The sequence below is a fragment of the Candidatus Jettenia sp. AMX1 genome (assembly GCF_030263775.1).
Lineage (GTDB): Bacteria > Planctomycetota > Brocadiia > Brocadiales > Brocadiaceae > Jettenia > Jettenia caeni.
Map to the genome: position 1 here is coordinate 1 of NZ_SZPP01000056.1, position 21,926 is coordinate 21,926.

The 21,926-nt window shown below is 37.9% G+C and carries 18 protein-coding genes, 1 pseudogene and 1 riboswitch; of the genes and pseudogenes, 9 read left to right on the forward strand and 10 right to left on the reverse strand.

The annotated features are described in order from the left end of the window. Positions 1–906 precede the first annotated feature (906 nt). Complete coding sequence (locus tag FBQ94_RS14845; RefSeq protein ID WP_007222801.1) at positions 907–1,269, reverse strand: hypothetical protein; 363 nt, start codon at positions 1,267–1,269, stop codon at positions 907–909. Positions 1,270–2,220: 951 nt separating this feature from the next. Here FBQ94_RS14845 and FBQ94_RS14850 point away from each other — a divergent pair. The 5 genes from FBQ94_RS14850 to FBQ94_RS14870 all read left to right on the forward strand — a co-directional run bounded on the left by FBQ94_RS14850 (position 2,221) and on the right by FBQ94_RS14870 (position 6,867). Then, positions 2,221–3,753, forward strand: coding sequence for an ATP-binding protein (locus tag FBQ94_RS14850; RefSeq protein WP_285442224.1), 1,533 nt, complete (start codon positions 2,221–2,223; stop codon positions 3,751–3,753). Between the two features lie 149 nt (positions 3,754–3,902). Beyond that, positions 3,903–4,454, forward strand: a complete 552-nt coding sequence (locus tag FBQ94_RS14855) for a hypothetical protein (protein WP_040544484.1) — start codon at positions 3,903–3,905, stop codon at positions 4,452–4,454. A 20-nt stretch (positions 4,455–4,474) separates the two neighbouring features. Next, a complete protein-coding gene (locus FBQ94_RS14860) occupies positions 4,475–5,851 on the forward strand; it encodes a sigma-54-dependent transcriptional regulator (RefSeq protein ID WP_007222804.1) in 1,377 nt (458 codons plus the stop codon). A 482-nt stretch (positions 5,852–6,333) separates the two neighbouring features. Then, the gene (locus FBQ94_RS14865) at positions 6,334–6,510 is read left to right on the forward strand and encodes a hypothetical protein (RefSeq protein WP_007222805.1); all 177 of its coding nucleotides are present in this window, start codon (positions 6,334–6,336) and stop codon (positions 6,508–6,510) included. 96 nt (positions 6,511–6,606) lie between these two features. After that, complete coding sequence (locus FBQ94_RS14870; RefSeq protein WP_007222806.1) at positions 6,607–6,867, forward strand: hypothetical protein; 261 nt, start codon at positions 6,607–6,609, stop codon at positions 6,865–6,867. A 204-nt stretch (positions 6,868–7,071) separates the two neighbouring features. Here the strand turns inward: FBQ94_RS14870 and tsaE are convergent, their stop codons facing one another. Together tsaE and thiL are read right to left on the reverse strand one after the other, a co-directional pair. Continuing rightward, the gene (gene tsaE, locus FBQ94_RS14875; protein ID WP_285442225.1) at positions 7,072–7,548 is read right to left on the reverse strand and encodes a tRNA (adenosine(37)-N6)-threonylcarbamoyltransferase complex ATPase subunit type 1 TsaE; all 477 of its coding nucleotides are present in this window, start codon (positions 7,546–7,548) and stop codon (positions 7,072–7,074) included. Positions 7,549–7,568: 20 nt separating this feature from the next. Beyond that, a complete protein-coding gene (gene thiL / locus FBQ94_RS14880) occupies positions 7,569–8,495 on the reverse strand; it encodes a thiamine-phosphate kinase (protein WP_007222808.1) in 927 nt (308 codons plus the stop codon). Between the two features lie 358 nt (positions 8,496–8,853). On the opposite strand from thiL, the gene FBQ94_RS14885 reads away from it, so the two are divergent. Further along, on the forward strand, positions 8,854–9,897 hold the full coding sequence (locus FBQ94_RS14885; protein ID WP_007222809.1) for a uroporphyrinogen decarboxylase/cobalamine-independent methonine synthase family protein: 1,044 nt from the start codon (positions 8,854–8,856) through the stop codon (positions 9,895–9,897). A gap of 79 nt (positions 9,898–9,976) precedes the next feature. On the opposite strand, the gene FBQ94_RS14890 is transcribed toward FBQ94_RS14885, so the two are convergent. From FBQ94_RS14890 to FBQ94_RS14915, 6 genes are all read right to left on the reverse strand, one after another. Beyond that, the gene (locus tag FBQ94_RS14890) at positions 9,977–10,489 is read right to left on the reverse strand and encodes a GNAT family N-acetyltransferase (protein ID WP_007222810.1); all 513 of its coding nucleotides are present in this window, start codon (positions 10,487–10,489) and stop codon (positions 9,977–9,979) included. A 37-nt stretch (positions 10,490–10,526) separates the two neighbouring features. Continuing rightward, complete coding sequence (locus FBQ94_RS14895) at positions 10,527–11,513, reverse strand: 2-hydroxyacid dehydrogenase (protein ID WP_007222811.1); 987 nt, start codon at positions 11,511–11,513, stop codon at positions 10,527–10,529. A 282-nt stretch (positions 11,514–11,795) separates the two neighbouring features. Then, positions 11,796–12,428 carry a hypothetical protein gene (locus tag FBQ94_RS14900; RefSeq protein ID WP_285442226.1) on the reverse strand — a complete coding sequence of 211 codons (633 nt, stop codon included), beginning with the start codon at positions 12,426–12,428 and terminating at the stop codon, positions 11,796–11,798. 135 nt (positions 12,429–12,563) lie between these two features. Next, entirely contained in the window at positions 12,564–13,295 is a 732-nt protein-coding gene (locus FBQ94_RS14905; protein ID WP_007222813.1) for a sterol desaturase family protein, read from the reverse strand. 87 nt (positions 13,296–13,382) lie between these two features. Further along, complete coding sequence (locus tag FBQ94_RS14910) at positions 13,383–14,021, reverse strand: hypothetical protein (RefSeq protein ID WP_007222814.1); 639 nt, start codon at positions 14,019–14,021, stop codon at positions 13,383–13,385. Between the two features lie 32 nt (positions 14,022–14,053). Beyond that, positions 14,054–16,693 (reverse strand): fructose-bisphosphatase class II, encoded by a 2,640-nt coding sequence (locus tag FBQ94_RS14915; RefSeq protein ID WP_007222815.1) that lies wholly within the window; start codon positions 16,691–16,693, stop codon positions 14,054–14,056. Positions 16,694–16,890: 197 nt separating this feature from the next. Here FBQ94_RS14915 and FBQ94_RS14920 point away from each other — a divergent pair, with 197 nt between their 5' ends. Further along, the gene (locus FBQ94_RS14920) at positions 16,891–18,114 is read left to right on the forward strand and encodes an RCC1 domain-containing protein (RefSeq protein WP_007222816.1); all 1,224 of its coding nucleotides are present in this window, start codon (positions 16,891–16,893) and stop codon (positions 18,112–18,114) included. An 86-nt stretch (positions 18,115–18,200) separates the two neighbouring features. On the opposite strand, the pseudogene FBQ94_RS14925 reads toward FBQ94_RS14920, so the two are convergent. Continuing rightward, positions 18,201–18,778: pseudogene (locus FBQ94_RS14925) on the reverse strand (transposase); the annotation flags it as partial. Positions 18,779–19,220: 442 nt separating this feature from the next. After that, a riboswitch (cyclic di-GMP riboswitch) is annotated at positions 19,221–19,308 on the forward strand. 156 nt (positions 19,309–19,464) lie between these two features. Between FBQ94_RS14925 and FBQ94_RS14930 the strand changes: the two are divergent. Together FBQ94_RS14930 and FBQ94_RS14935 are read left to right on the forward strand one after the other, a co-directional pair. Further along, positions 19,465–21,174 (forward strand): response regulator, encoded by a 1,710-nt coding sequence (locus FBQ94_RS14930; protein ID WP_007222819.1) that lies wholly within the window; start codon positions 19,465–19,467, stop codon positions 21,172–21,174. Between the two features lie 40 nt (positions 21,175–21,214). After that, positions 21,215–21,838 carry an HD domain-containing protein gene (locus tag FBQ94_RS14935; RefSeq protein WP_007222820.1) on the forward strand — a complete coding sequence of 208 codons (624 nt, stop codon included), beginning with the start codon at positions 21,215–21,217 and terminating at the stop codon, positions 21,836–21,838. Positions 21,839–21,926: the final 88 nt, after the last annotated feature.

The window sequence follows — 21,926 nt, forward strand, 5'->3', positions numbered from 1 at the left end:
TGCCCACTTGAAGGACGATAATTAAACTGATTCTCTAACGGCCCCATATATGCTTGCATGCCCGCTTCCCCTTTGATAAATTTGCTGGATTTTCCCCTCTTTGGTCCAAACATATCGTAAAAAAATCCGTTTTTTAAAAAATTTTCTTATAATCATTGGGTTCGTTTTTGAAAATCTGATTTATTTCACTATAATATAAAAGTTCTATTTTCTGAAAAACTTCCCTGGTTAGTACAAAACATCCACACAATATCGCTATTACTTTTAAGCATCCAGGCTATTGCTATGTTTAGCAAGGCACTTGCCAAGAAATTCTTTCTGTAAAAACCTTTGATAAGGATAACGCATAACTATTGAAGACATAATTCATTAAAGCAAATGCGTTTAATTTATTTCGTTGTTCTTCCGGATATAAAGAAATTTTTTTATGCATAGCAATTGTATGTTATTCATACAATTTTAATTGCTAATAATCATAAATGCTTTTGCTACAATGTATTATACTTAACCTTACTTACCTATAAATCCATACGATATTGCATGTATAACATACACTATTGTTTATCTGGTAGGTAATAACATACAGTATTTTATGTAACTACGAGCATGTTGACCGGTCTGGAATCCTGGCATGGGGAGGAAACGGGAAAGGTACTAGATTCACGATAAAAACATTCGGGAATGACAGAAAACATAGGGATGGTTGAAAGATTGGATGGTGATGATATAATAAAAAAGCAATTCATAAGAGTTGCCTTTTTTATATCTTAACAGGCTGTCCGAAAATTAACTTTTTCGTGAATTTTATATCGTTAAGTTCTTATAAATCAGTATTTAAACTTTTGCGATTTTGTATTCTCGGACAACCTGTTAAAGAGCACTACTGACAGATTACGGAATCTTCACTTATTGTACTAAGTGTCCGCCTTCTTTCTTTTCTTCCTTCTTCTCTTCTGTTGTTAATTGTATAAGGTGACCCTCTTTCTTTTGTTCTTCTTTCTTTTCTTCCGTTGCTACCTGTATGAGATGTCCACCTTCCTTCTTCTCTTCCTTTTTCTCCTCGGTTATCAACTGGATAAGATGGCCTTCTTTCTTTTGTTCTTCCTTCTTTTCTTCTGTTACGAGCTGTATTAAATGCCCGCCTTCCTTCTTCTTTTCTTCTTCCTTTTTTTCCTCCGCTGTAACAGAATTTACAAATACGGTATTTAATACACCACTATAAAACAATGCACCAGCAAAAGCAACACTAAGACCTAACTTCTTCAACATTTCCTTCTCCTCCTTAGATTAGGAAAAATATCCCACGCTCCTGAGAACACTCTCAATAATTCTATTTTCCAAAAAACTTCCCTGATCATCACAAAAAACCCGTACACCATCGCTATCACTTTTAAGAATCAATGATATTGCTTTATTCAGCAAGATGCTTGCCAAGAAACTTTTTCTGTGTAAACCTTTGACAAGGATAATACATAACTATTGAAAGTATAGTTCATTAAAATGAATGCAGGTAATTTATTCAGTTATTTCTTTTTGTATAATCTTATTCATAATTTCCGTATGCTATTCATACAATTTTAGTTATTAATTATCATAACCATTCGAAAAATCAAGTCTTGTGTTTTGCTTTTATCTGTTATCAAAATCATACAATACTGCATGGATAACATACACTATTGATAGTTTATAAAATCATGGCAAGAAAAGATATGGTATGGTGTGGTGTGGTGTGGTGTGGTGTGTCACGTCACATTTGTATGATGTCACAATTTTGTGCCATTTCACACCTGATATATAAACAATGAAATTAGTTTACTCTATATCTCGGTTAATTTTAAATTTAATTATAGATAATAATCTTTTATAGATTTATCATTTTTTGTATATATTTTTATGGAATATTTTTTTATATTTTTTTTAATTCTCTTTTCTAATTTTTTATTTTATTTCATAAATATTTATAATATAACAGCTTATACTTATTACACCTTAGCTACAACAGAGAAAACTGAATTCCTATATACTCTTTTATCAGAGGTACATGAAGATACAATACCAAGGTAAAATTTAATTATTTTTTCAGTTCTTTATCTATATTGGCACATCTTTTTCTCCATCAAGTTCTTAGGATTTAATCTTTCTACCTTTACAATTGTTATTATCCATTTAGTTATTCAAATTTCCTATGTTCATTCGTTATCAATGAATTAAGACAATACCATGATTAGAAACAGTCTTTGGAAACGAATGGTCTTCGGATATATCATCATTGCATTATTTATGTCTGCAATGAGTTTTTACTTATTTCTCCGTCTGAACCATATTAATAAGGTTGTTGACTCAATTGTGAATATCGATATTCCTTCCATTAAAAATGGAGAGAAATTAGTAGATAACCTTCTTGAACAGATTCGAAACGAGAAAAAATACCTTATTACTAAAGACCGGGCTTTTTTAAACCTCTTTGATAAGAAAAAAATAGATTTTTTTGACCGGCTTCAATCTTTGAAAAAATCTACACCTAATAACAAAGAAAAGAAGGTAGTGATAAACCAAATAAAAGAATTTTATAATAAATATATCGCCATGGCTTCTAAAGAGTTCATATTGTTAGGTTACGATAAGATTATTCCACCTGATATCCATTATGAAGACAAAAAGAAGAGAACCCTCGACCGGCTTACACAATCTATCAACAAGCTAATCCTTACACAGCGAGCCACCTTAATTCAAAAGATTGAATTATTTCAAAAGACTACCCATAAATCTACCAGAATATTCTTTGCCATTATCTCATTTGCTATCCTGTGTGGGGTAATTTTTTCTTATTTCTTCACTTATAGCATATGCGCACCAATAAAAATTCTAAAAAATGCAACAGAACATATTGCCCATGGAGATTTAGATTATCGTGTTGTTGTTAAATCTCATGATGAAATTGGCACCCTGGGAACGGCGTTCAATCAAATGTGCAACAAATTAAAAGAAATTGATCAAATGAAATCAGAATTTATATCTAATATCTCACATAATTTGAAAACCCCTTTAACGGCGATACGAGAGGCTAATGAACTTATGCTCGACAAAATCGCCGGCCAAATTTCAAAACCTCAAATGAAACTCCTTAATATTATCAAGGAAAATACTCTTCGGCTTATTATGATGATTAATGATCTGCTGGATATTTCGCGATTTGAAGCAGGATTGATGAGATACAATTTTCAATATGCCAATATTCAGGATGTTATCCATAAGAGCATTGAAGAAATACGCTTTTTAGCAGAAAGTAAAAACATTTACATTCAATGGAGAAACGGAGTATCTATTCCCGATATTCTGTTAGACCGTGACAAAATTTCCCAGGTACTCGACAATATCTTTAGCAATGCTATCAAATTCACTCCATCGGGGGGAATCATCATGGTAAAAGCGCATGAGATTGAAACCGTGAACATTTCCCGTGTTTTTAAAGAACAGAATCGACTGCAAAATGTACGTTCTTTCATCCAGGTCAGCATATCTGATACCGGGGTTGGAATACCGGTTGAATATCACAAAAAGATCTTCGATAAATTTCAACAGGTTGTTAACAAGGGAAAAGGAGGTATAAAAGGAACAGGGTTAGGACTCTTCATCGCAAAGCATGTTATCCTTGACCATGGAGGTGATATTTGGGTAGAAAATAACGAGGGAGATGGTTGTACTTTCCATTTTACACTTCCTTCCAGATATAACTATATTTTACATTCTTAACCATTTTTTCAATTTAACATGGGAAACCTATGAGAGATAAAATAGTGAGTTTCTTAATCATAAAAAGAATTAACTTTTTTTTATTCTTCTTTCTTCCGTTACTTCTTTCACACATGAGTTGTATCAGTGTGAACCATAAAAAGGATTTAATGAAAAAGAATGAAGAAATTAAGGATATTGCAATGGAGCTTCAACTTAAAGAAAAAACTATCGCCGACATCTTAGATCGCCTTTCCTGGAAAGACCAGGAAATTGGAAGGCTTACCGATGAACTTCGTAACTCGAAAACAATAATTGCAAGCCTCAGCAAAGATATTGAAAGACTAAGGGAAACAGATCTTTTAGAGCACCTTTCCGTAAAAGATCAAGAGATTGGAAAGCTTTCTGATGATCTCCATACCGCCACAACGACAATTGAAAGTCTCAAAAATAACATTGAAAAGCTCCAAAAAATTGATCTTTTAGAGCGCCTTTCCGTAAAGGACCAGGAAATTGGAAAACTTACTGATGAACTTCATACGACACAATCGACTATTACAAACCTGAAAACCGATATCGGTAAACTTTGCGAAATCGATGTACAGATGGAAGAAAAAAAAGAAGAAGTCAGTGACAAAATTGAAGAGGGAATTTCAGCAGATCCGTTACGTGCAACTTCAAAAGCTTCTCTAGAGATAATAGAAAATAAAAAATTGGAATAATTTATACAAGGTAATTTATTATGGCAAACGAAAATATTTTAGTAATTGATGATGACCCCAGTATCCTGGAAGTTATCCAGATGCGATTGAGATCGTTCGGTTATCGCATCACCATTGCCATGAATGGCAATGAAGCTAAAAGAGCTTTATCAACTATTTCATTCAACCTTGCCATTGTTGATTTACGATTGGCTGATGAAAATGGCATTGAGCTTATGGAAGAAATCCTGAGTTCTTATCAAAAGATTCCCGTTATTATCCTGACAGCACACGGAAGCATTGAAACCGCTGTTGAGGCCATGAGAAAAGGAGCGTACAGTTATCTTACCAAACCTTTTAATAATGAAGAACTGTCACTCCACATCAAGAATGCGCTCGAAAAGCAAAAGCTCACGAAGGAGATTGAGCATCTTAAGAGTCAGCTTGGTGATCAGCAGAGTTTTCGACATATTATCGGTAATAATAAACGGATGCAGGAGATCTTTGAGCAGATATCAAAGATTGCAAAAACGAACTGTACCGTTTCTATTTACGGTGAGAGTGGCACGGGGAAAGAACTCATTGCCAAGGCTATCCACCACAATAGTAATCGTTCAAAAAATCCATTTATAGCTACGAACTGTGGCGCCATCCCGGAAAGCTTATTAGAGAATGAACTCTTTGGGCATATACGGGGGGCATACACAGACGCCCACGAGTCAAAAGAAGGCCTCTTTACACAGGCAGACGGGGGTACCATCTTTCTCGATGAGATTAGTACCACATCGCCAGCTCTGCAAGTCAAACTTTTGAGAGTATTACAAGAAAGGGAAATTAAACCTGTTGGCAGCACAAAAAGTATCAAGGTCAATGTCCGTGTCATCGTAGCTTCAAATATAGATCTGCAAAAGGCAGTAAACAACGGAACATTCCGTGAGGACTTATTCTACAGAATCCATGTGGTTCCCATTTATATTCCCCCTTTACGGGAAAGGAAGGATGACATTGCATTATTAGCCACATATTTTATGACAGGGTTTTGCAAAATACTGAAAAAGGATATCAAAGGATTTACCCCGGCAGCCATCCAAAGGATGCTTCTCTATGATTGGCCAGGCAATATACGGGAATTGCAAAACAAGGTCGAACATGCTGTTATCATGACTAATAAAACCATGATAACACCGGAAGATCTTTTTACCGATGTAAACTTAAAAAATACCTTCAACTCGTATAAAGATGCCAAAGAACGATTTGAGCGTGAATATGTAGAAAGCCTTCTGAAAATAAGCAAGGGAAACGTTACAAGCGCTTCAAAAATGGCAAAACGTTATCGGGCTGATATTTATAAATTGATTAAGAAATACAACATAAACACTGAAAACTACAAGAATAATCTTACAACGAGCCTCTACTAAAATTTATCCCTGAATTACAATTATCTGAATTGCATAAAAAAAAATCCTCAGCGTATATTGTGGGAATACAAAACACTAAAATATACCCTGAAAAGATTGCATACTTGGAAGTAATTTATTCCAATTTAGATTATGTGAGATCAAAAAAATATGGTATTATTATGGTGGCTAATACAAATGTCTTCTCATGAGAAAACAGGAGTTGACATAGGGCAAGGCTTTAGCCTTGCTCTCCCCGTCTGACCATGTATGGGGGTAGCAAACCTGAAGGTTTGCCCTACGGAAATGAAATTCCTAACCAGGAAACGAGGATATACCATAATTCTCATAAAGGTATCTATAGGCCTTCGTAATAAATCACAGAAGAAGATTTTGGCAAGAATATTGCTCTTTTACAAAACAGATGTATACTTCTCTTTACGGTATATTTTGTACTTTCGAAAATTCGGATTTAATTTTACTCATCTGAAAAGGAGTGAAAAATGTTAAAGAAATTCAGTTGCGGTCTTGTTATTACAGGCGCATTACTATTGAGTACCGGTATGGTAAATACCGTATTTGTTGGCTCCGCAATAGCCCAGGAACAGAGGTGTAAAAAGTGTGGACATTTGCCATCAAAGCCGGAAGGAGATTGTAAATGTCAATGTCACCGAAAATAATGGTATCTTTTTAAAGGGAAAATTATAAGAGAAGTAACGCATCTGTTTTGAAGAGCATTTTTTACTATTTTCTCTCAATTGAAAGGAGAAATGACTATGTTGAGAAAGATTGGTATTACCATAACAGTTACAGGCATACTGATACTCAGTGCGGGAACTGGTAATATTTTTGCAGCAAAACCTGATTGCCCGGACGACTACAAAGATAAGAGACAAGCCGCAGCCGCCAATACTAATGCAACTACTGAAGCAAAACCAGCGTGCCCGGATGATTGTAAATGTGGGCCTGATGTAAATTGTAAAGATGCAAAGTGTGAAAAGGAAACCACAAATACGTGTATTTGTAAACCTGATTAATTGAAAGATTTATTTTTACAGCTTTACTATGCACAATAAGGAACTATCGTAGTTATTCAAAATAGGGGTGACACACGGAAAACCTGTGTTGAGATGTCATCCCTTCGGGATTTGATGGTATGGTAATGTTTTATCTATAAAAGTTACGCACTATGCTCAAAGTATTCCGAAGGAATTTGACTTATATTTCTCAATACAAATCTTTCAAATTGTTTTTATCTTATGTAAAATTATACGGTAATGTTCTCCATAACCATAGATCTCTATATTCCTCTCATTCTCAGAAATCGCCGTTAAGGTTATTTTCAGATACTGTTTCGGTAAACAACCAAATACTTTGTCTGCCCATTCTATAATAGAGACACCATTCCCGAAAATCATCTCATCACTGCCTATGTCTATCATATCGTGAATTTCCTTCAATCTATACGCATCGAAATGATAAACCGGAATGCGTCCTTTATAGAAATGAACCAATGAGAATGTAGGGCTTTTTATTGCACGCTTGTCTTCAACACCTAATCCCCGTGCGATTCCCTTTACGAGGGTCGTCTTTCCCGCACCCAAATCTCCAATGAGGGCAATAACATCTCCCGGTACTAATAACCTTCCGAGTTTCTCTCCAAACCTTACTGTCTCGTCTACATTTATACTCTTAAACGTTATTTGTATTTCTTCCACAACCAACCATTATCTTTCAATTATGATTTTAAATGCTCATAGCCTTGAGGCTTTATACGCTTGATATGGCCATTCGTATACTTCATCCGTATATCACGACTATCAGTAATTTCTCCAATGCAGCTAAATATATTCTTTGAAAATAAATCTGATTCCATAATCTTCCTTGCCTGGCCTTTTGATGCTATTACCACTAATTCATAATCTTCACCGTCAGATAGTGCATGATAAAGGGGCGTATTCCCTGTTGTCTTTGATATCCTTACCGCCGCTTCAGAAATGGGAATTTGATCCTCATGGATAATAGCGCCTACATGGCTCTCTTCGAGGATATGATATAAGTCTGCTGTTAATCCATCGCTTATATCTATCATAGCATGGATCGTAAAGTTTTTATTTAACAGAAGCCCTTCTTTTAACCGTGGTTCGAAATGCATATGCTTGCCAAGGATTGATCCTCCCAATGAACCGGTTACGAGAATCAAATCACCGACCCTTGCGCCTGAACGTCTGACCGGTTTTAGCCCGTTATCTTTCCCGAGCAAAGTAATGTTAATACAGAGAGGACTGCGGCCGCTGATCGTATCACCACCTACGATCTCAATATGATATGTATCTGCAATATCCCATATGCCTTTGTATAATTCCCTTGCAAATCTTTCAGAAGTATATTCAGGAAAACAGACAGAAATCACCGCAACTGTCGCCTGGCATCCCATAGCCGCCACATCGCTGATATTACTTGCAATAGCCTTTCTGCCAACATCGCGGATAGTGCATTTCTTAAGATCAAAATGTGTACCCTCTACCATCATATCTGTCGTAATGAGGCATAATTTATCCGAAGAAACATCTATTACCGCACAGTCATCTCCAATACCTACAAGAACATCTCTCCGTCTCTTCTGCTGTTTCCGGATCCATTGTATAAATGAGAACTCACCCATAAAAGACCTTTATGTGTTAACTGAAAAATAAACCCTGTCTGGAATATACTGCTTAGCACTTACCATAATAACTCTAATAACCGATAATTTTCTTTTCGCATTCACGATAATCCCCGATTTTCTCATGATAACATTTTTGATTTATCCAACTCAACATTTTAAATTTATATCTCTCCATAATATTTTATTTTTCACACTCTATTTTAATTTGATTTACTACTTTTTTTGGTCAAAAAGAATCAGAATAACGCCCTTAAGAATTTGAATAAAAAAGTTTTTTAAATTGCAAAAATAGGAGATTTGGTAATAAACTATAGAAAACAGACCCATAAATTTTTTAAAGTTAGGAATATAATAAATGCCAAATACTTTCAAGGGTAATTTTGCAGCCACTGCGATTGGCAGCCTCCCCCATACAGATACTGAAACAGCTTGTAAACTTATGCTCAGGTCACTGCCGGAGATTCCCTGTTGGCCTCAATTACCAAGGCATAGCAAAAAAGAGGATATGTGTATTCAGTATACGGAAGGGCTACCCTGCGCTGTGATACATGAAGATGAAAAGACGGTAAGTATTGACCTTTCTCTGGATACTTCAAGTGCGTTAGAGCATTTTTATGAAGCATTTCTAAAAAATGATCCTGATGTATTCCTGATAAGCCCCGATTATGCAGTAGGATTTTACACAATGATTGACCAGCTCAATAAATCTCCCCAAGCATCTCCCCGTGCAGTAAAAGGACAGGTTGCCGGCCCAATTACCCTGGCAGGATCTTTAAAATTATCGACTGGCATTACCGCTCTGTATGATGAGCAATTTTTCGATGTAATTATTAAATTAATATCAATGAAGGCCTACTGGCAATTTACGAAATTATCCCAATATGGCCTTCCGGTTATTATCTTCATAGACGAGCCTTATCTTACCAGTTTTGGTTCGGCATTTATGAATATAAGCCGGGAAAGGGCAATTCATGCCCTCAACGAAGCTTATGAAGTCGTTCAAACACAGGGAGGATTAACAGGAACCCATTGTTGTGGTAATACGGATTGGGCCATGCTTATGGACTCGAAAGTAGATATCGTCAGTTTTGACGCTTATGAGTTTATGGACAAGTACCTGATGTTTTGGCGTGAAATTAAGACATTCCTTGACAGAGGAGGTTACCTGGCATGGGGCATTGTACCAACTTCTTCAAAAATCAATAGCATATCTTTACATGATCTGGTAAAAAAACTGAAGGAAGGTATCCAATTTCTTGTTGAGAAAGGAATACCCAGAACATTGATCCAGGAAAGATCTATTATCACACCCAGTTGTGGAACAGGAACACTGACAATTGATGAGGCAGAAAAAGTAATGACATTAACATATGACTTGTCCATGACAATGAAAGATTAGTCTCTTAACGAAATTTATGAATTCCGGCGTAAGACTGAAAGAATCTAAAATCGTAAATCCGAAATTTTTAACTGAAATTCTACACAAATCTATGCATAATATAAATATCAACAAGACCCAGCTTCTGATGATTAAATGCCTTCGGTATAGTACCTGCAATCTTAAATCCAAGTTTTAACCACAACTGTACTGCAACAATATTTGTGCTAACAACAAAATTAAATTGTAGTGCAGAAAAGCCCGATTTTTTCGCTTGTTTTATGGAATGACTCCCCATAGCCCTGCCAATACCATGTCTACGGGCTTCAGGATGTACCATATAAGCTGCATTTGCAACATGAGCGCCAAGTCCAGGTTGATTTTTCCTCAGGATGTATGTTCCCAGAATCTTATCCTGTAATTCTGCAACATATGTATGGACAGGAGGCGACATCCATAAGATTCTGCAATCTTCTTTCCTTGATTTTGGATCAAAGGCAAAGGTATCTCCCCTTTTCACCACTTGATGGAAAATATCCCATATATCTTCAAAATCCGCTTCTTTTGCTTTCCGAATCTTAATCATATTTTGATCAGATAAACCCCGTACCATACAACTCGTAACTAGCAACACGCTATACTTGTTATAGCTATACCCATGAGGTAAACACCACCGGATTTACACAATTTTCAGGCTTCCGCTTACTTAATACTGTAATGATACTCTCAGCAGCCATGATAGACATCCTGGTACGTGTCTCTATGGTAGCGCTCCCAAGATGGGGCGCAAGTACAACATTGTCTAGCTCTGCTAAACCTGGCTTCAATTTTGGCTCATCCTCATAGACATCTAACCCTGCTCCTGCAATTTGCCTATTCCTTAACGCACTTACTAAAGCGACTTCGTCAATAACTGCCCCACGTGCCGTATTAATAAGATACGCTGTTCTCTTCATCAGAGAAAATTCTTTTGCGCTCATGAGGTGTTTCGTTTTCTCAGAAAAAGGGGTATGGATAGAAATGAAATCAGATTCCCGTAATAACGTCTCTAATTCTACTCTTTTAGCGCCAAATTTTTCCTCCAAGAGAACATTTCTGTTCCCTTGTGTCGTGTAAAGGATCTTCATATTCCATCCTCGCGACCTCATTGCCATAGCCGTCCCAATTCTGCCTGCTCCGATAATACCAAGGGTCCTTCCTATAATATCACCACCCAGCAGAAACATAGGCGCCCAACCGGTAAATTTACCGGCACGGGTAAGTTTATCACCTTCGATAATCCTCCGGGCAACGGAAAAAAGCAATGCCCAGGCCATATCGGCCGTGCTATCTGTCAATACGCCCGGTGTATTCGTTACCACAATGCCCTTCTCAGTAGCAGCGTTGATATCAATATTATCATATCCCACGGCATAATTGGCAATAACTTTCAGGCCTTTTGCCTCATGTATCAAATGTGCATCTATCTTATCTGAAAGCATCGTAAGTATTGCATCCCTGCCTTTTACCTGTTTCAGAAGCTCATAATAGGTTAACGGCCTGTCATAGGGATTCATTTCTACTGTTTGGCAAAACTTCTTTAATAAGGTAATACCCTCTTCAGGAATTTGCCGGGTAATGAAAGCATTCGAAGACATCGTTTTCCCCTTTTGCCTGTTTTTTCTATAGATACCTTAAAGAGAAACACTCCTGGTTGTTGTTCTCTTACTCTGTAGTTACGTAGATCATATATAGGGCGAGGCTTTAGCCTTGCCAGGCAACCCTGAAGGGTTGCCCTACGGAATTGGAAATTCCTCAGCGTTAAACGAGGATATACCATAAATTCTGATAAAGTTATCTATATGGATTATATTTAGCCTGAACTATCTCAATTATTTTTTATCCAGTTCTCTTGCCGCATGCATGGCGTTTGGCATGAATTATTTACAATATTCTTTATATAAAATCATATAGTTTAGAATTAATTTCGTTGCCTCAGGGCGTAAGTCCTGCTTAAGATTCTTATTTCTTAAGACCCTTTCTGTAAGTTTCCATACTTCGCACCAATCTTTATCAAGCACCGTTTGTGCTTTTGCAAGGGCCAGAATAATTGAAACAGTAAAACTATCCTTCTTCATCTCGTACGCCTCCTCAAGTAACGGTATGGCAATCTCCGGATGAAAATAGTTATCTATTACCATAAGATAACCAAGGCAAAATATTTCATCTGCGCTGAGGAAATCGGTGTCCAGTTCTGTAAACGGTACATGGTATAATAATGACAGATAATACATATAAAACTCCGCATTGTTCTTTCCTTCAAACTTCCACGAGAGGGCATTAATTACCGCAGCCTTAACATCTATAGGATTCTCCGGGGACGATAGAAATTCCGCAATTTCTATACCCATCACACCTTCTAAATGCGCCCTTTGAACCATTTTGACATCCAGATAAGGTTTATAAAAACTGGTAGATGTAATTGGTGAATCCGCATGGCTGGTTGACGAAAATATACCTGAAAAGATAAACGGCAATTTCAACAAGAGAACGAGCAATAATTTCTTTTTCATCATTAAAATCCTTTTCTTCTGATATGATATCCTGTATCTGGATTATCCAAAAATTTCAAGCAACTATTTTAACCTTTCCGTTTTACGCAATAAAGAGATATCTGTTTTTTTATCAGACTGATGCGGATTGAATCTTCAACCTTTTTTATGACGGAAAGGTTCAACAAACGGTGTCTTAAGCATGCCCCAGGTTGTTTGCCATTCATCTGCATCATAGGCATTAAGCCCGTAGCGAAGGGAGTGGAAATCCTCCCGTAAACGGAAACTCCCAAAAATACGATCCCAAAAAGAAAAAACACTTGCATAGTCTGAATCGGTCTCCGGCCTCCACCGCGAATGGTGTACCCTATGCATATTTGGCATGACAATAATAGTTCGGAGATATCGATCCCATCGTTCCGGGATATTGACATTACTATGATGAAGTTGGATTATAGGTAATAAGATAATTTCATACAGGATTAATTGCCACAGGCTCATACCAATCAAAGGAACAACGGCAAACCTCAAAAGAGACGAGAATACCATTTCTCCGGTATGGAACCGCAAGGCAGTAGTTACATCCATTTCGTTGTCGCTATGATGCATACGGTGAAAGCGCCATAAAAAAGGAATGCGATGATTGCCAAGATGCCATAGGTACATCCACCCATCCATAAGGACAATAGCCAGTATAGTGCTGAACCAGATGTTCATATCCAAACCGCGAGTAATTCCCAGAGAAAGGGATTCTCCCCAACCAAGCGCTATAGCAGTCGGTTTCAAAAATAACAAGCCGAGCACCAATGTGTTAATGAGTGCAATACTCAAATTACGCCCCGCATGTTTGATTCTTCCTTTTCTGCCCTTAAAAAAGGGAATCCACATTTCAAGACTCCAGATGAGTAATAACACTCCTATAGTAGCAATTGCCTTTACACTGTTCAGAATAGCTAACTCCCTATTGAGTTTGGATTATTTCGGATATTCCTTTCCTTTGGGAACAGGCTGCTTCTCCCAGACATCCTCCATCCTGTTATATCCCCAGGTATACCTCTCCCTATTGTTTATCTTGTGGATAGAAATGTTGTCTTCATCAACCTCCAGTTCATATCTCGTTCCATTATGCACAAAGAAATCCAGATCATACCTGCTATCATCCATCCCTCTAAACTCAGCACAAACAAAATATTTATTATCTTTTGTTTGCGCAAGTCTGTCTTGATGTATCTTTACAAGATTTAACGCTAACCAGGTATCTGTCTTCTCATCGTAAAATTTAAAGACATCATTCTCGGAATCATCCTGAATATATTTCTCAACAACATTTGCTACATCCTCCAGGGTTACCTCTTCGCTGAGGCCTGCGGCATATTCAGGATGTTCGGGTAGGCGCTCCGTTTGTTCCTCTGCCGTATATTCATTTTCTTCTCCAGATTCCTCCTCTCGCTCCTCTATAGCTGACGGACGTTCACTCTCTTCCTCAGCACTCCCTTCTTCAAATTCCCTCATACCGGTTGGATGCTCATGAGCACAGGAAACAATCCCTCCCAGGATAAACAACGAAATGATAACAGTCGCAAGGGTTTTACTTCGCATCATAGGTAAAAGCATTGTCGTACCTCCTTTTTGAAAAGTAAATAAATTTATACTGATAATTGAATCTTTTTTAAATATTCAATCCTCTCTGTAGCCTGTTTTATTCTAATGGAAATCAATCCCCGTATAGAACCAAATAATTCCTTTGATTGCTGTTCATCTACAATGCACGTATAAGCATCTGTCGCCTTGTTATAGTAATCCTCCTGTTCTTTCTCATACAGCAAGGCTAATTCTTCATAAAGATTTCCGATACGGTACTGCGCATTCACAGGTGTTATCCCTTCGAACTTCTCTATTATCTCGCCAAACTTTACTATCGCTTTTTTATAATATATTTTTGCACCTTCATCATCACCAATATCATAGAGTGCAAGACCTACGTAGTGATATGCTTCTGCCAGTGCATATGAGTGTTCCTGCGCTTCTTTTATATGCCCTTCCTTCAGTTCATCCATCATATTCTCATATCTTCTTTCCATCGCTTCGACAAGACTAATACTCAGGGGAATATGAGCATCTTCCAGTTCATTTTGGCTTTCTATTCTTATCCGTGGAAGGAGTAATTTTGTGAGACTGTCCAGACCCAATCCTTGAACACGGTAAAGATCACTTACGGAACGAAATGTCTTCTTTTCCCTTTTATAATTAAGAATACTGTCTATCTCGTCTTGTATCATTCCGAATTCTTTCCTCAGGAATAGAGAAAGTTCATCATCGTTTGCCAGATTCAACTTCTTCTGTAATCCAAGTAATTTGGTAAGAATGGCTAATTTATAGGAAGGTTTTTTCCCATGTAATACCGTCCTCCTAAGAAAAATAAGCCAGGGCGCTCTACAAAAGGGCTTTACATATCCTTCATTCCCATAAAAAACTTCCAGTGCAATTCCCAGCTTATATCGTTCCCAACCTTCTGGTTCTTTATATTCATGTTCCTCATATACTCTGTCAATCAGATGAAAATATTCTTCCATCATCCCCTTCATATGGATAGAATCCACCTTCCGATAAAGTTTCAATTCATGTGTGCTATATTTCAAAGCTTCTTTATAGTAATTGATAGCTTCCCCATATTGGCGGTAATGGCAATACTTATCGCCGAGATACTCGTAGAATCTTTTTATCATTCTTGCAGATCTGATTCCTACATCATCTTCCTTGCCTAAACGGTATATCTTTTCAAAATGACTTATTACTGCTTTTGCATCTTGAACAGGCTTATTCGTAAGATCATCCAGTCCTTCTATATATTCATACAAAAAATCACATTTTTGGGCTAAATCCTTACTTACCCCCCCACACATTCTGGCCTTTTGTATACAATCTTTTGCCCTTTGAAACATGCCAAACTCTGCATACGCCTCTCCCAACCGGACAAGGATATCCCCAACCGCCTTATCATGTACTTCAGCAAAACGCCTGTATTGTTTCATGTATTTGCTGATTGCTGTTGTATAAATAACCGGTACAATCTCGATCTTTCCAGCATAAATGCGAATTACGTGTACGGTAATTTTTCCTGTTTCAGGTTCTATCTCCACACCTGGCACCTCTCTTCCATCCGGGAATCTTATCCATGGGGTTTTTTTTATAATACTTGCCGTAAAGACCTTATCCTTACCTCTGGCTAATACCCTTGAGGATAAGACGGTATCCCACGACATCTCATTTCCTTTTTCCGTGCCGGGTCTGACAATTTTAAAATTCTTTAAAACGTCCACTTCGTTCTTTCTGAAGTGATTCCAGTTATCGATCCTTCCCAATAATTTTCCATCTTGCGCCACATCAGCGGGCAATATTCTCAGGGTCATCTCACCACCTAATTCTTCAACAATAATGGCGCTTAAAATCGCCTCAGGAACTCCACCCACACCTATGATCAGATCAATTTCATCTCTCGCAGCCGCCAGGGTAGGGGTAAGGTCGTCATCCTTGACAAGGCTTAATTGAGCGCCATGATCTTTAATTGTTCTGACAAGCTTCTCATGCCTTAATCTGTCCAGGACAACAATTTCCATTTGCTTGATTTCACTACGGATATTGTACTCAACAATTTCTTTGCCTTCCCTTTTCAGAATATGTTCAGCCATGAGGTACAAATTTCTTGTAATGCCATTGATTACACTAACACCAGCGCCTTTATATTTACTTCCAACGATTGTCTTGACCCCATACATATCGGGAGAGTTGAATAATCCTCCCCTTTCGCTGTATCCAACAGCAAAGATTGCCCCTCCTGCGAATTCCTGACTGACCAAACACCGGTCATTCTCAAAAGCGCTGAGCACAATATCCGCTTCATTATCCCCCCATCCGGTAACAGCGCCAAATTCTTCCCCGATATATAACATAGGCATATCCTTTCGTTCACCCTCTGCATTCACCACATAAGCCTTCCACCAGTTGAAACTGTTATAGATATGCCTGAGCCACCAAATAGCCATGTTGCGTAAACGAAAAATATTAAACCCTTCTCCATTGGTACTGAAATACCGCAGAGACCTTGCAGCAACGATCCCAACGGCATGCCGCAACTCGTTTCTGTTTACCAGTTGAAGCCCCTCGCCAGATGTCCTCAAGTTATTCCCTTCAGGGATACAGACATCAAGGATGCACGGGTCGCCTATCCGCTCTGAATTAAAACTCTCATCCTTTATGAATGGAATACCATTTCTTATTATCTTCATGTTAATTTAAGAAAAACCAAAAATATCAAAGACCTTTATAATATACCCTCTTATTCTCGTTTTGTATAATTTTTTTACATTTACATTTCTTTATTATATATTCTTTCCCTTTGCTTATTTTACTATTATAATTGTATTGTCTCACATTTTTCACCATAATGTATAAACCATAATAAATTAATCTTAGAATACCTATTATGACATATGAGAATTCAAGAAAAATTGATGTAAAACAAAGTAACAGTACCTTAGACGTGCCTATGAAAATTGTGCAATTCAACCCTATGCACAGCAAGCTTGCCATCCTATACTTGACTGCAGTTTTATTTCCCTTATTTTTGATTACTACCCGTATACCTATCTTTGCATCGACAATCTTACAGGTCTCAGGTGGAAGTTTTCACAGCATCGCCCTGAAATCCGACGGCACTGTTTTGACCTGGGGACAAAATATGCATGGGCAATTGGGAGATGGAACAAACACCGACAGGAAAATACCCGTACAAGTAAAAGACCTGAATAATGTAACCGCTATTGCCGGAGGGGCATGGCATAGCGTTGCTTTAACATCAGATGGCACAGTATGGACTTGGGGGAGCAACTGGGCTGGGCAACTGGGAGATGGTACGACAAAAAGCAGGAATAAGCCTGTTCAGGTAAATAATCTTAAGAATATTACTGCAATTGCCAGCAAAGGACTGCATAATCTTGCTCTGAAATCAGATGGTACAGTCTGGACATGGGGGCGGAATATCTACGGTCAATTAGGCGATGGAACCACAACAGATAGAAACACACCTGTACAGACAAGAAGCCTGAACACTATAATCTCCATTGCCGGAGGGGGATATCACAGCCTTGCACAAAAGGCGGATGGCACAATCTGGACATGGGGATTGAATCAATATGGACAACTGGGAGACGGAACTATTACCAACAGGACCATTCCCGTTTTGGTGAATGGAATTAAAGACGTCAGCATGATCCGTTGCGGGGGAGATCATAGCATTGTCCTGAAGAATAACGGTACTATTTGGATATGGGGATTTAATCAACACGGTCAGCTGGGGGATAGGTCAACCGATAACAGAAGTACCCCGGTTCCTATGGGCGATCTTAAAAACATCATGACAATTGACGGTGGAGGAGACCACAGTCTTATCCTTAAATCAGATGGTACGGTCTGGACGTGGGGGAATAACGAGAATGGCCAATTGGGAGATGGTACTACCATGAGCAGAGCTACCCCCATCCAGGCAAGCACATTGAGCAATGTTACTGCTATTGCCAGTGGGGAACAGCACAGTATTGCCCTGAAGTCAGATGGTACCATATGGGCATGGGGATCAAATAGAAATGGTCAATTGGGGGACGGATCTATCTCAAATAGAAGTACTCCGGTTCTTGTAAAAATTAAGTAAAGAAAAGCAACAATACAATTTACTGCATACATGCTTCTGGTAGAGAAGCAAGATTTTGTGTCTCTATTTTATTTTTCCAGAGCGTGTTATGCACTTTGAAATATCACCTCAGCAAATCTTCTTAGCATGAGTATGGCGAAAGCAAGGAAATGAAGACCCGTCAACACTTCAGGCAGTCGCTCATAATCCCTTACGAGTCTTCTGAACCTGCTCTTCCATGCAAAGGGTCTCTCAATGACCCATCTTTTGGGGAGAAGTACAAATCCTTTTTTTGTATGAGGGAGCTTCATCACTTGAAGCTCTATTCCACGCCCTTTTGCCTGATCACCTGTGTAGTCTTGATTCACAAAGGTTATCAAGGCGGATTCTCCCGTTACTTCCTGAATCTCTTGGCACAACCTCTTCACCTTGGCTCGTTCCTGCTCATTGGCAGGAGTTACATACAGAGCCAGAAGATGCCCGAGGATATCAACAGCCATAGGGATCTTGCTTCCTTTCCGGCTCTTTCCTCACTCTCAGGTGTAGACTGAATAGTCTGGCTATCGATAATCGCTCTGGAAGGCTCCTTTTTCCTTCCTTCAGCCAGTCTCAGAATCTCTCGAAGATCATGAACAACGGCCTCAAAGACTCCGGCTCTTATCCATCTCGTAGCTTGCTGGTAGATGGTATATATACCAGGAATGTGCATGAATGTACATGAAATTCATAAAATATTAACCACAGATGGACTCTGATATACACAAATAAGATAGCAGATTAAATATCCCCTTTATTAATTTTTGTACAATTGTGTACAAGTATGTACGTAATCACCTGTTAAAACGCAAAATAGTTATCCTCACAACAATGAACCTTTCATACATTAAAAAACTGATAAAATTATCACATATACATAAGTATGTAAGCACAACGCCATTTGCAGGTTATATATATGCATATGAGTATTTGCCCTACACTAAATACAGATTGAATAATTCCAATAAAAAGCAATCTTGATTCATTGGCATTTTTCTTGCTAAATACTTTTATTTAAAACGTTTATAAAGATCATAGTAAGTACTGTTGATATCAAATCGGTTCTTTTGAAATAAAGGCTTTTGATAAAAGCCCGAAAATGGCAAAACATTCGAAAGGATGTGGCGCAAAGCTACTGGCCTAAGTCCTCTTACAGGATATGGTTGCAGGGTTGCCGGAAAAGATCATCTCATTATATGATTGTTTTAGTACAATCATATTTTTACATAAACGGGATACTGCGATCATAATATTTTCATATTTATAACCTACCAGTAGTTACATCTCCATTTGCGTCATTCCTGTTGCTACCGTATATTTCCTTAAGAAAATAAAATGACTTTAGAAACTGTAAAAAATCGCCTTGTTAAACAACCGCCCCATCTTCGCATTCTTGCGGCTGAGGACGAGGAATCAGTTCAGCAGGTTTTAAAGATTACGCTGGAGTATGAGGGACATCATGTTATCATAGTGGAAAAAGGCGAGGAAGTCTTTTATACCTTAGAATCAGAAACTATAGATCTTCTCATTTTGGATAGTGATCTTCCTAATATCTCCAGTATTGATATCTGTTACTATTTAATGAATGATCTTTTGTGGCAATCACTACCCATTATCATGCTTACAGAGGATCAGACTATTGAAGATAAGTTGAAAGGTCTGCATGAGGGTTTGGACTATTACATTACAAAACCATTTACAACCGATGAGTTACTCACATGTCTGCATAAGGTTTATGAGTATTATCAATGTACCAGAGAAGTTAGTCCTCTGGCCCGACTACCCGGCAATATCGCAGTGGAAAGGGAAATTAGCCGCAGAATAGTACAACAGCATAAGTTTTCAGTATTGTATTGTGATATTAATCATTTTAAATCATACGATGATACTTATGGACTTATCCATGGAGACGCCGTCATACGCTCTACAGCAAGAATTCTTTTGTCATGTACAGACCATCATAAAGACCTCGCAGGATATATAAGTGAGGATAACTTCGTCATTGTAACTTCGCCGGATAGAGCCGCTTCTATTTGTGAATCTGTTATTGAAAAGTTCGATACCCTGATTCCAAAGCTTTATGATGAGTCTCATCGAATAGCAGGATTTGTTGTAACCCAGGAACGGGAAGGAGTTCTGCACAAATTTCCCTTAATTTCGATTGCTATCGGCGGTGTAAGCAATGAATGGAAAGAGTTAACTTCGGTGAGAGAAGTTAGTACTATTGGCATAGAGATGAAGCGTTTTGCCAAACAAAAGGGTAAGGGAAAGTCTGCCTATGCTTTTGATCGCCGCAGGAATCTGATCAGGGAGGATATTACTTCTTATCTCAATAGAATTGCCTTTGAGGACGTCGGGGGAATATCGTATATTTTAAAAAAAAGCCATCAAAGACGGATTGCAAAAGTCCTCCAAATGATTAAAAGTGAACTATCGGTACTTCAGAACAAAGGCAATATGGAATTATTGAGTATTGGTTGTGGAAATGGGATAATTGAAAGGCAGATCATGGACCTGGGAATCAAGGTTTGGGGAGTAGATTCTTCCAGCAAGGCTCTTATCGAGGCTCAAAAGAAGGGTATAGAGGTTTCTGTTGCTGATGTTACCGAAGGCTTACCGTATGATACTAATCGATTTGATATGATATTTGCAGGAGAAATCATCGAACATATTATTGATACTCAAAAATTTCTGCTTGAAGTTAAAAGGGTTTTAAAACCAGGAGGAACTCTTATTCTTACAACCCCAAATATGGGCAGATTGATTGATCGCATTCGATTTCTCTTTGGAAAAGCGCCAAAACACGCTTCTCCTCTGAATATTTTACATGTGCGGCCTTTTACTTTTGATTCTCTCAAAACAGCTCTGGAAGATGCCGGATTTACCGTAACCAAGATAGCATCGAACGTAATGGCTTACGATATCACGTTGATATTCAATTTTAAGTCCACCTGGTTATCTAATCTTTTTCCAACACTTGGGAAAAATCTTATAGTTAAGGCTTTTTCATCCCATGACCCTTTCCGGAAACTCAAAACAGTATGATGCTTTACATCTCTGTAATTTTTATTATTAAGGAGTTCATATGAAATTTAAAAATAATCCTCCAATCGACTATATAAAGGAAAAAAAGGTCAATGAGGTTATAAAGATATACTTTGAGTTTAATCACTTAAAACAACTCTATAGGCAAGGTTGGCTATTGAAAAACATTCCGGAGGAGAAATGTGAGAGTGTGGCTGATCATATCTATGGAGTAACCATGCTTTCTTTTATTGTCGCTCATGAGTTTTTTCCTGAATTGGATATAACCAAAATTATCAAAATTGCTCTCATACATGATTTGGGTGAAGCGCATGTAGGAGATTTGACACCTCACGATCAAATACATCCTCATAAGAAGGAAAAAGATGAATACGAGGCGATTGCTCAAATTCTTTCAAAACTTTCTACAGGAAAAATGTATTTGAATTTATGGAATGAATTCCGGAACCAGAGTTCTCTAGAGAGTAAATTTGTCAAACAAATGGACCGTCTGGAGATGGCTTTGCAGGCGAGCGTTTATGAGAATTTAGGTTACGGGAATATGCAGAATTTTTTTGATCATGTACAAAAAAAGCTATCGGATGAGGAACTCAAGAATATATTTAAAGACATAGGCTATATCAGAAGGCGGTCTTCCGGTATTGATTTTAAAATGCCGGAATGAAAAACGATTGTATTGCTAAAGAGTTTTAGCAGTTTATAAAATCAGCCGAACTTCTTAATAACAACTATAGCGTTCTCTGTAGTAAACT

What these genes read in the sequence shown, in the direction of transcription:
- thiL (WP_007222808.1), bottom strand. Translation starts at nt 8,495, where the DNA reads ATGGGTGAGTTCTCATTTATACAATGGATCCGGAAACAGCAGAAGAGA.
- FBQ94_RS14920 (WP_007222816.1), top strand. Translation starts at nt 16,891, where the DNA reads ATGACATATGAGAATTCAAGAAAAATTGATGTAAAACAAAGTAACAGT.
- FBQ94_RS14885 (WP_007222809.1), top strand. Translation starts at nt 8,854, where the DNA reads ATGCCAAATACTTTCAAGGGTAATTTTGCAGCCACTGCGATTGGCAGC.
- FBQ94_RS14855 (WP_040544484.1), top strand. Translation starts at nt 3,903, where the DNA reads ATGAAAAAGAATGAAGAAATTAAGGATATTGCAATGGAGCTTCAACTT.
- FBQ94_RS14895 (WP_007222811.1), bottom strand. Translation starts at nt 11,513, where the DNA reads ATGTCTTCGAATGCTTTCATTACCCGGCAAATTCCTGAAGAGGGTATT.
- FBQ94_RS14905 (WP_007222813.1), bottom strand. Translation starts at nt 13,295, where the DNA reads ATGTGGATTCCCTTTTTTAAGGGCAGAAAAGGAAGAATCAAACATGCG.
- FBQ94_RS14935 (WP_007222820.1), top strand. Translation starts at nt 21,215, where the DNA reads ATGAAATTTAAAAATAATCCTCCAATCGACTATATAAAGGAAAAAAAG.
- FBQ94_RS14930 (WP_007222819.1), top strand. Translation starts at nt 19,465, where the DNA reads ATGACTTTAGAAACTGTAAAAAATCGCCTTGTTAAACAACCGCCCCAT.
- FBQ94_RS14910 (WP_007222814.1), bottom strand. Translation starts at nt 14,021, where the DNA reads ATGCTTTTACCTATGATGCGAAGTAAAACCCTTGCGACTGTTATCATT.
- FBQ94_RS14915 (WP_007222815.1), bottom strand. Translation starts at nt 16,693, where the DNA reads ATGAAGATAATAAGAAATGGTATTCCATTCATAAAGGATGAGAGTTTT.
- FBQ94_RS14850 (WP_285442224.1), top strand. Translation starts at nt 2,221, where the DNA reads ATGATTAGAAACAGTCTTTGGAAACGAATGGTCTTCGGATATATCATC.
- FBQ94_RS14890 (WP_007222810.1), bottom strand. Translation starts at nt 10,489, where the DNA reads ATGGTACGGGGTTTATCTGATCAAAATATGATTAAGATTCGGAAAGCA.
- FBQ94_RS14860 (WP_007222804.1), top strand. Translation starts at nt 4,475, where the DNA reads ATGGCAAACGAAAATATTTTAGTAATTGATGATGACCCCAGTATCCTG.
- FBQ94_RS14870 (WP_007222806.1), top strand. Translation starts at nt 6,607, where the DNA reads ATGTTGAGAAAGATTGGTATTACCATAACAGTTACAGGCATACTGATA.
- FBQ94_RS14845 (WP_007222801.1), bottom strand. Translation starts at nt 1,269, where the DNA reads ATGTTGAAGAAGTTAGGTCTTAGTGTTGCTTTTGCTGGTGCATTGTTT.
- FBQ94_RS14900 (WP_285442226.1), bottom strand. Translation starts at nt 12,428, where the DNA reads ATGAAAAAGAAATTATTGCTCGTTCTCTTGTTGAAATTGCCGTTTATC.
- FBQ94_RS14865 (WP_007222805.1), top strand. Translation starts at nt 6,334, where the DNA reads ATGTTAAAGAAATTCAGTTGCGGTCTTGTTATTACAGGCGCATTACTA.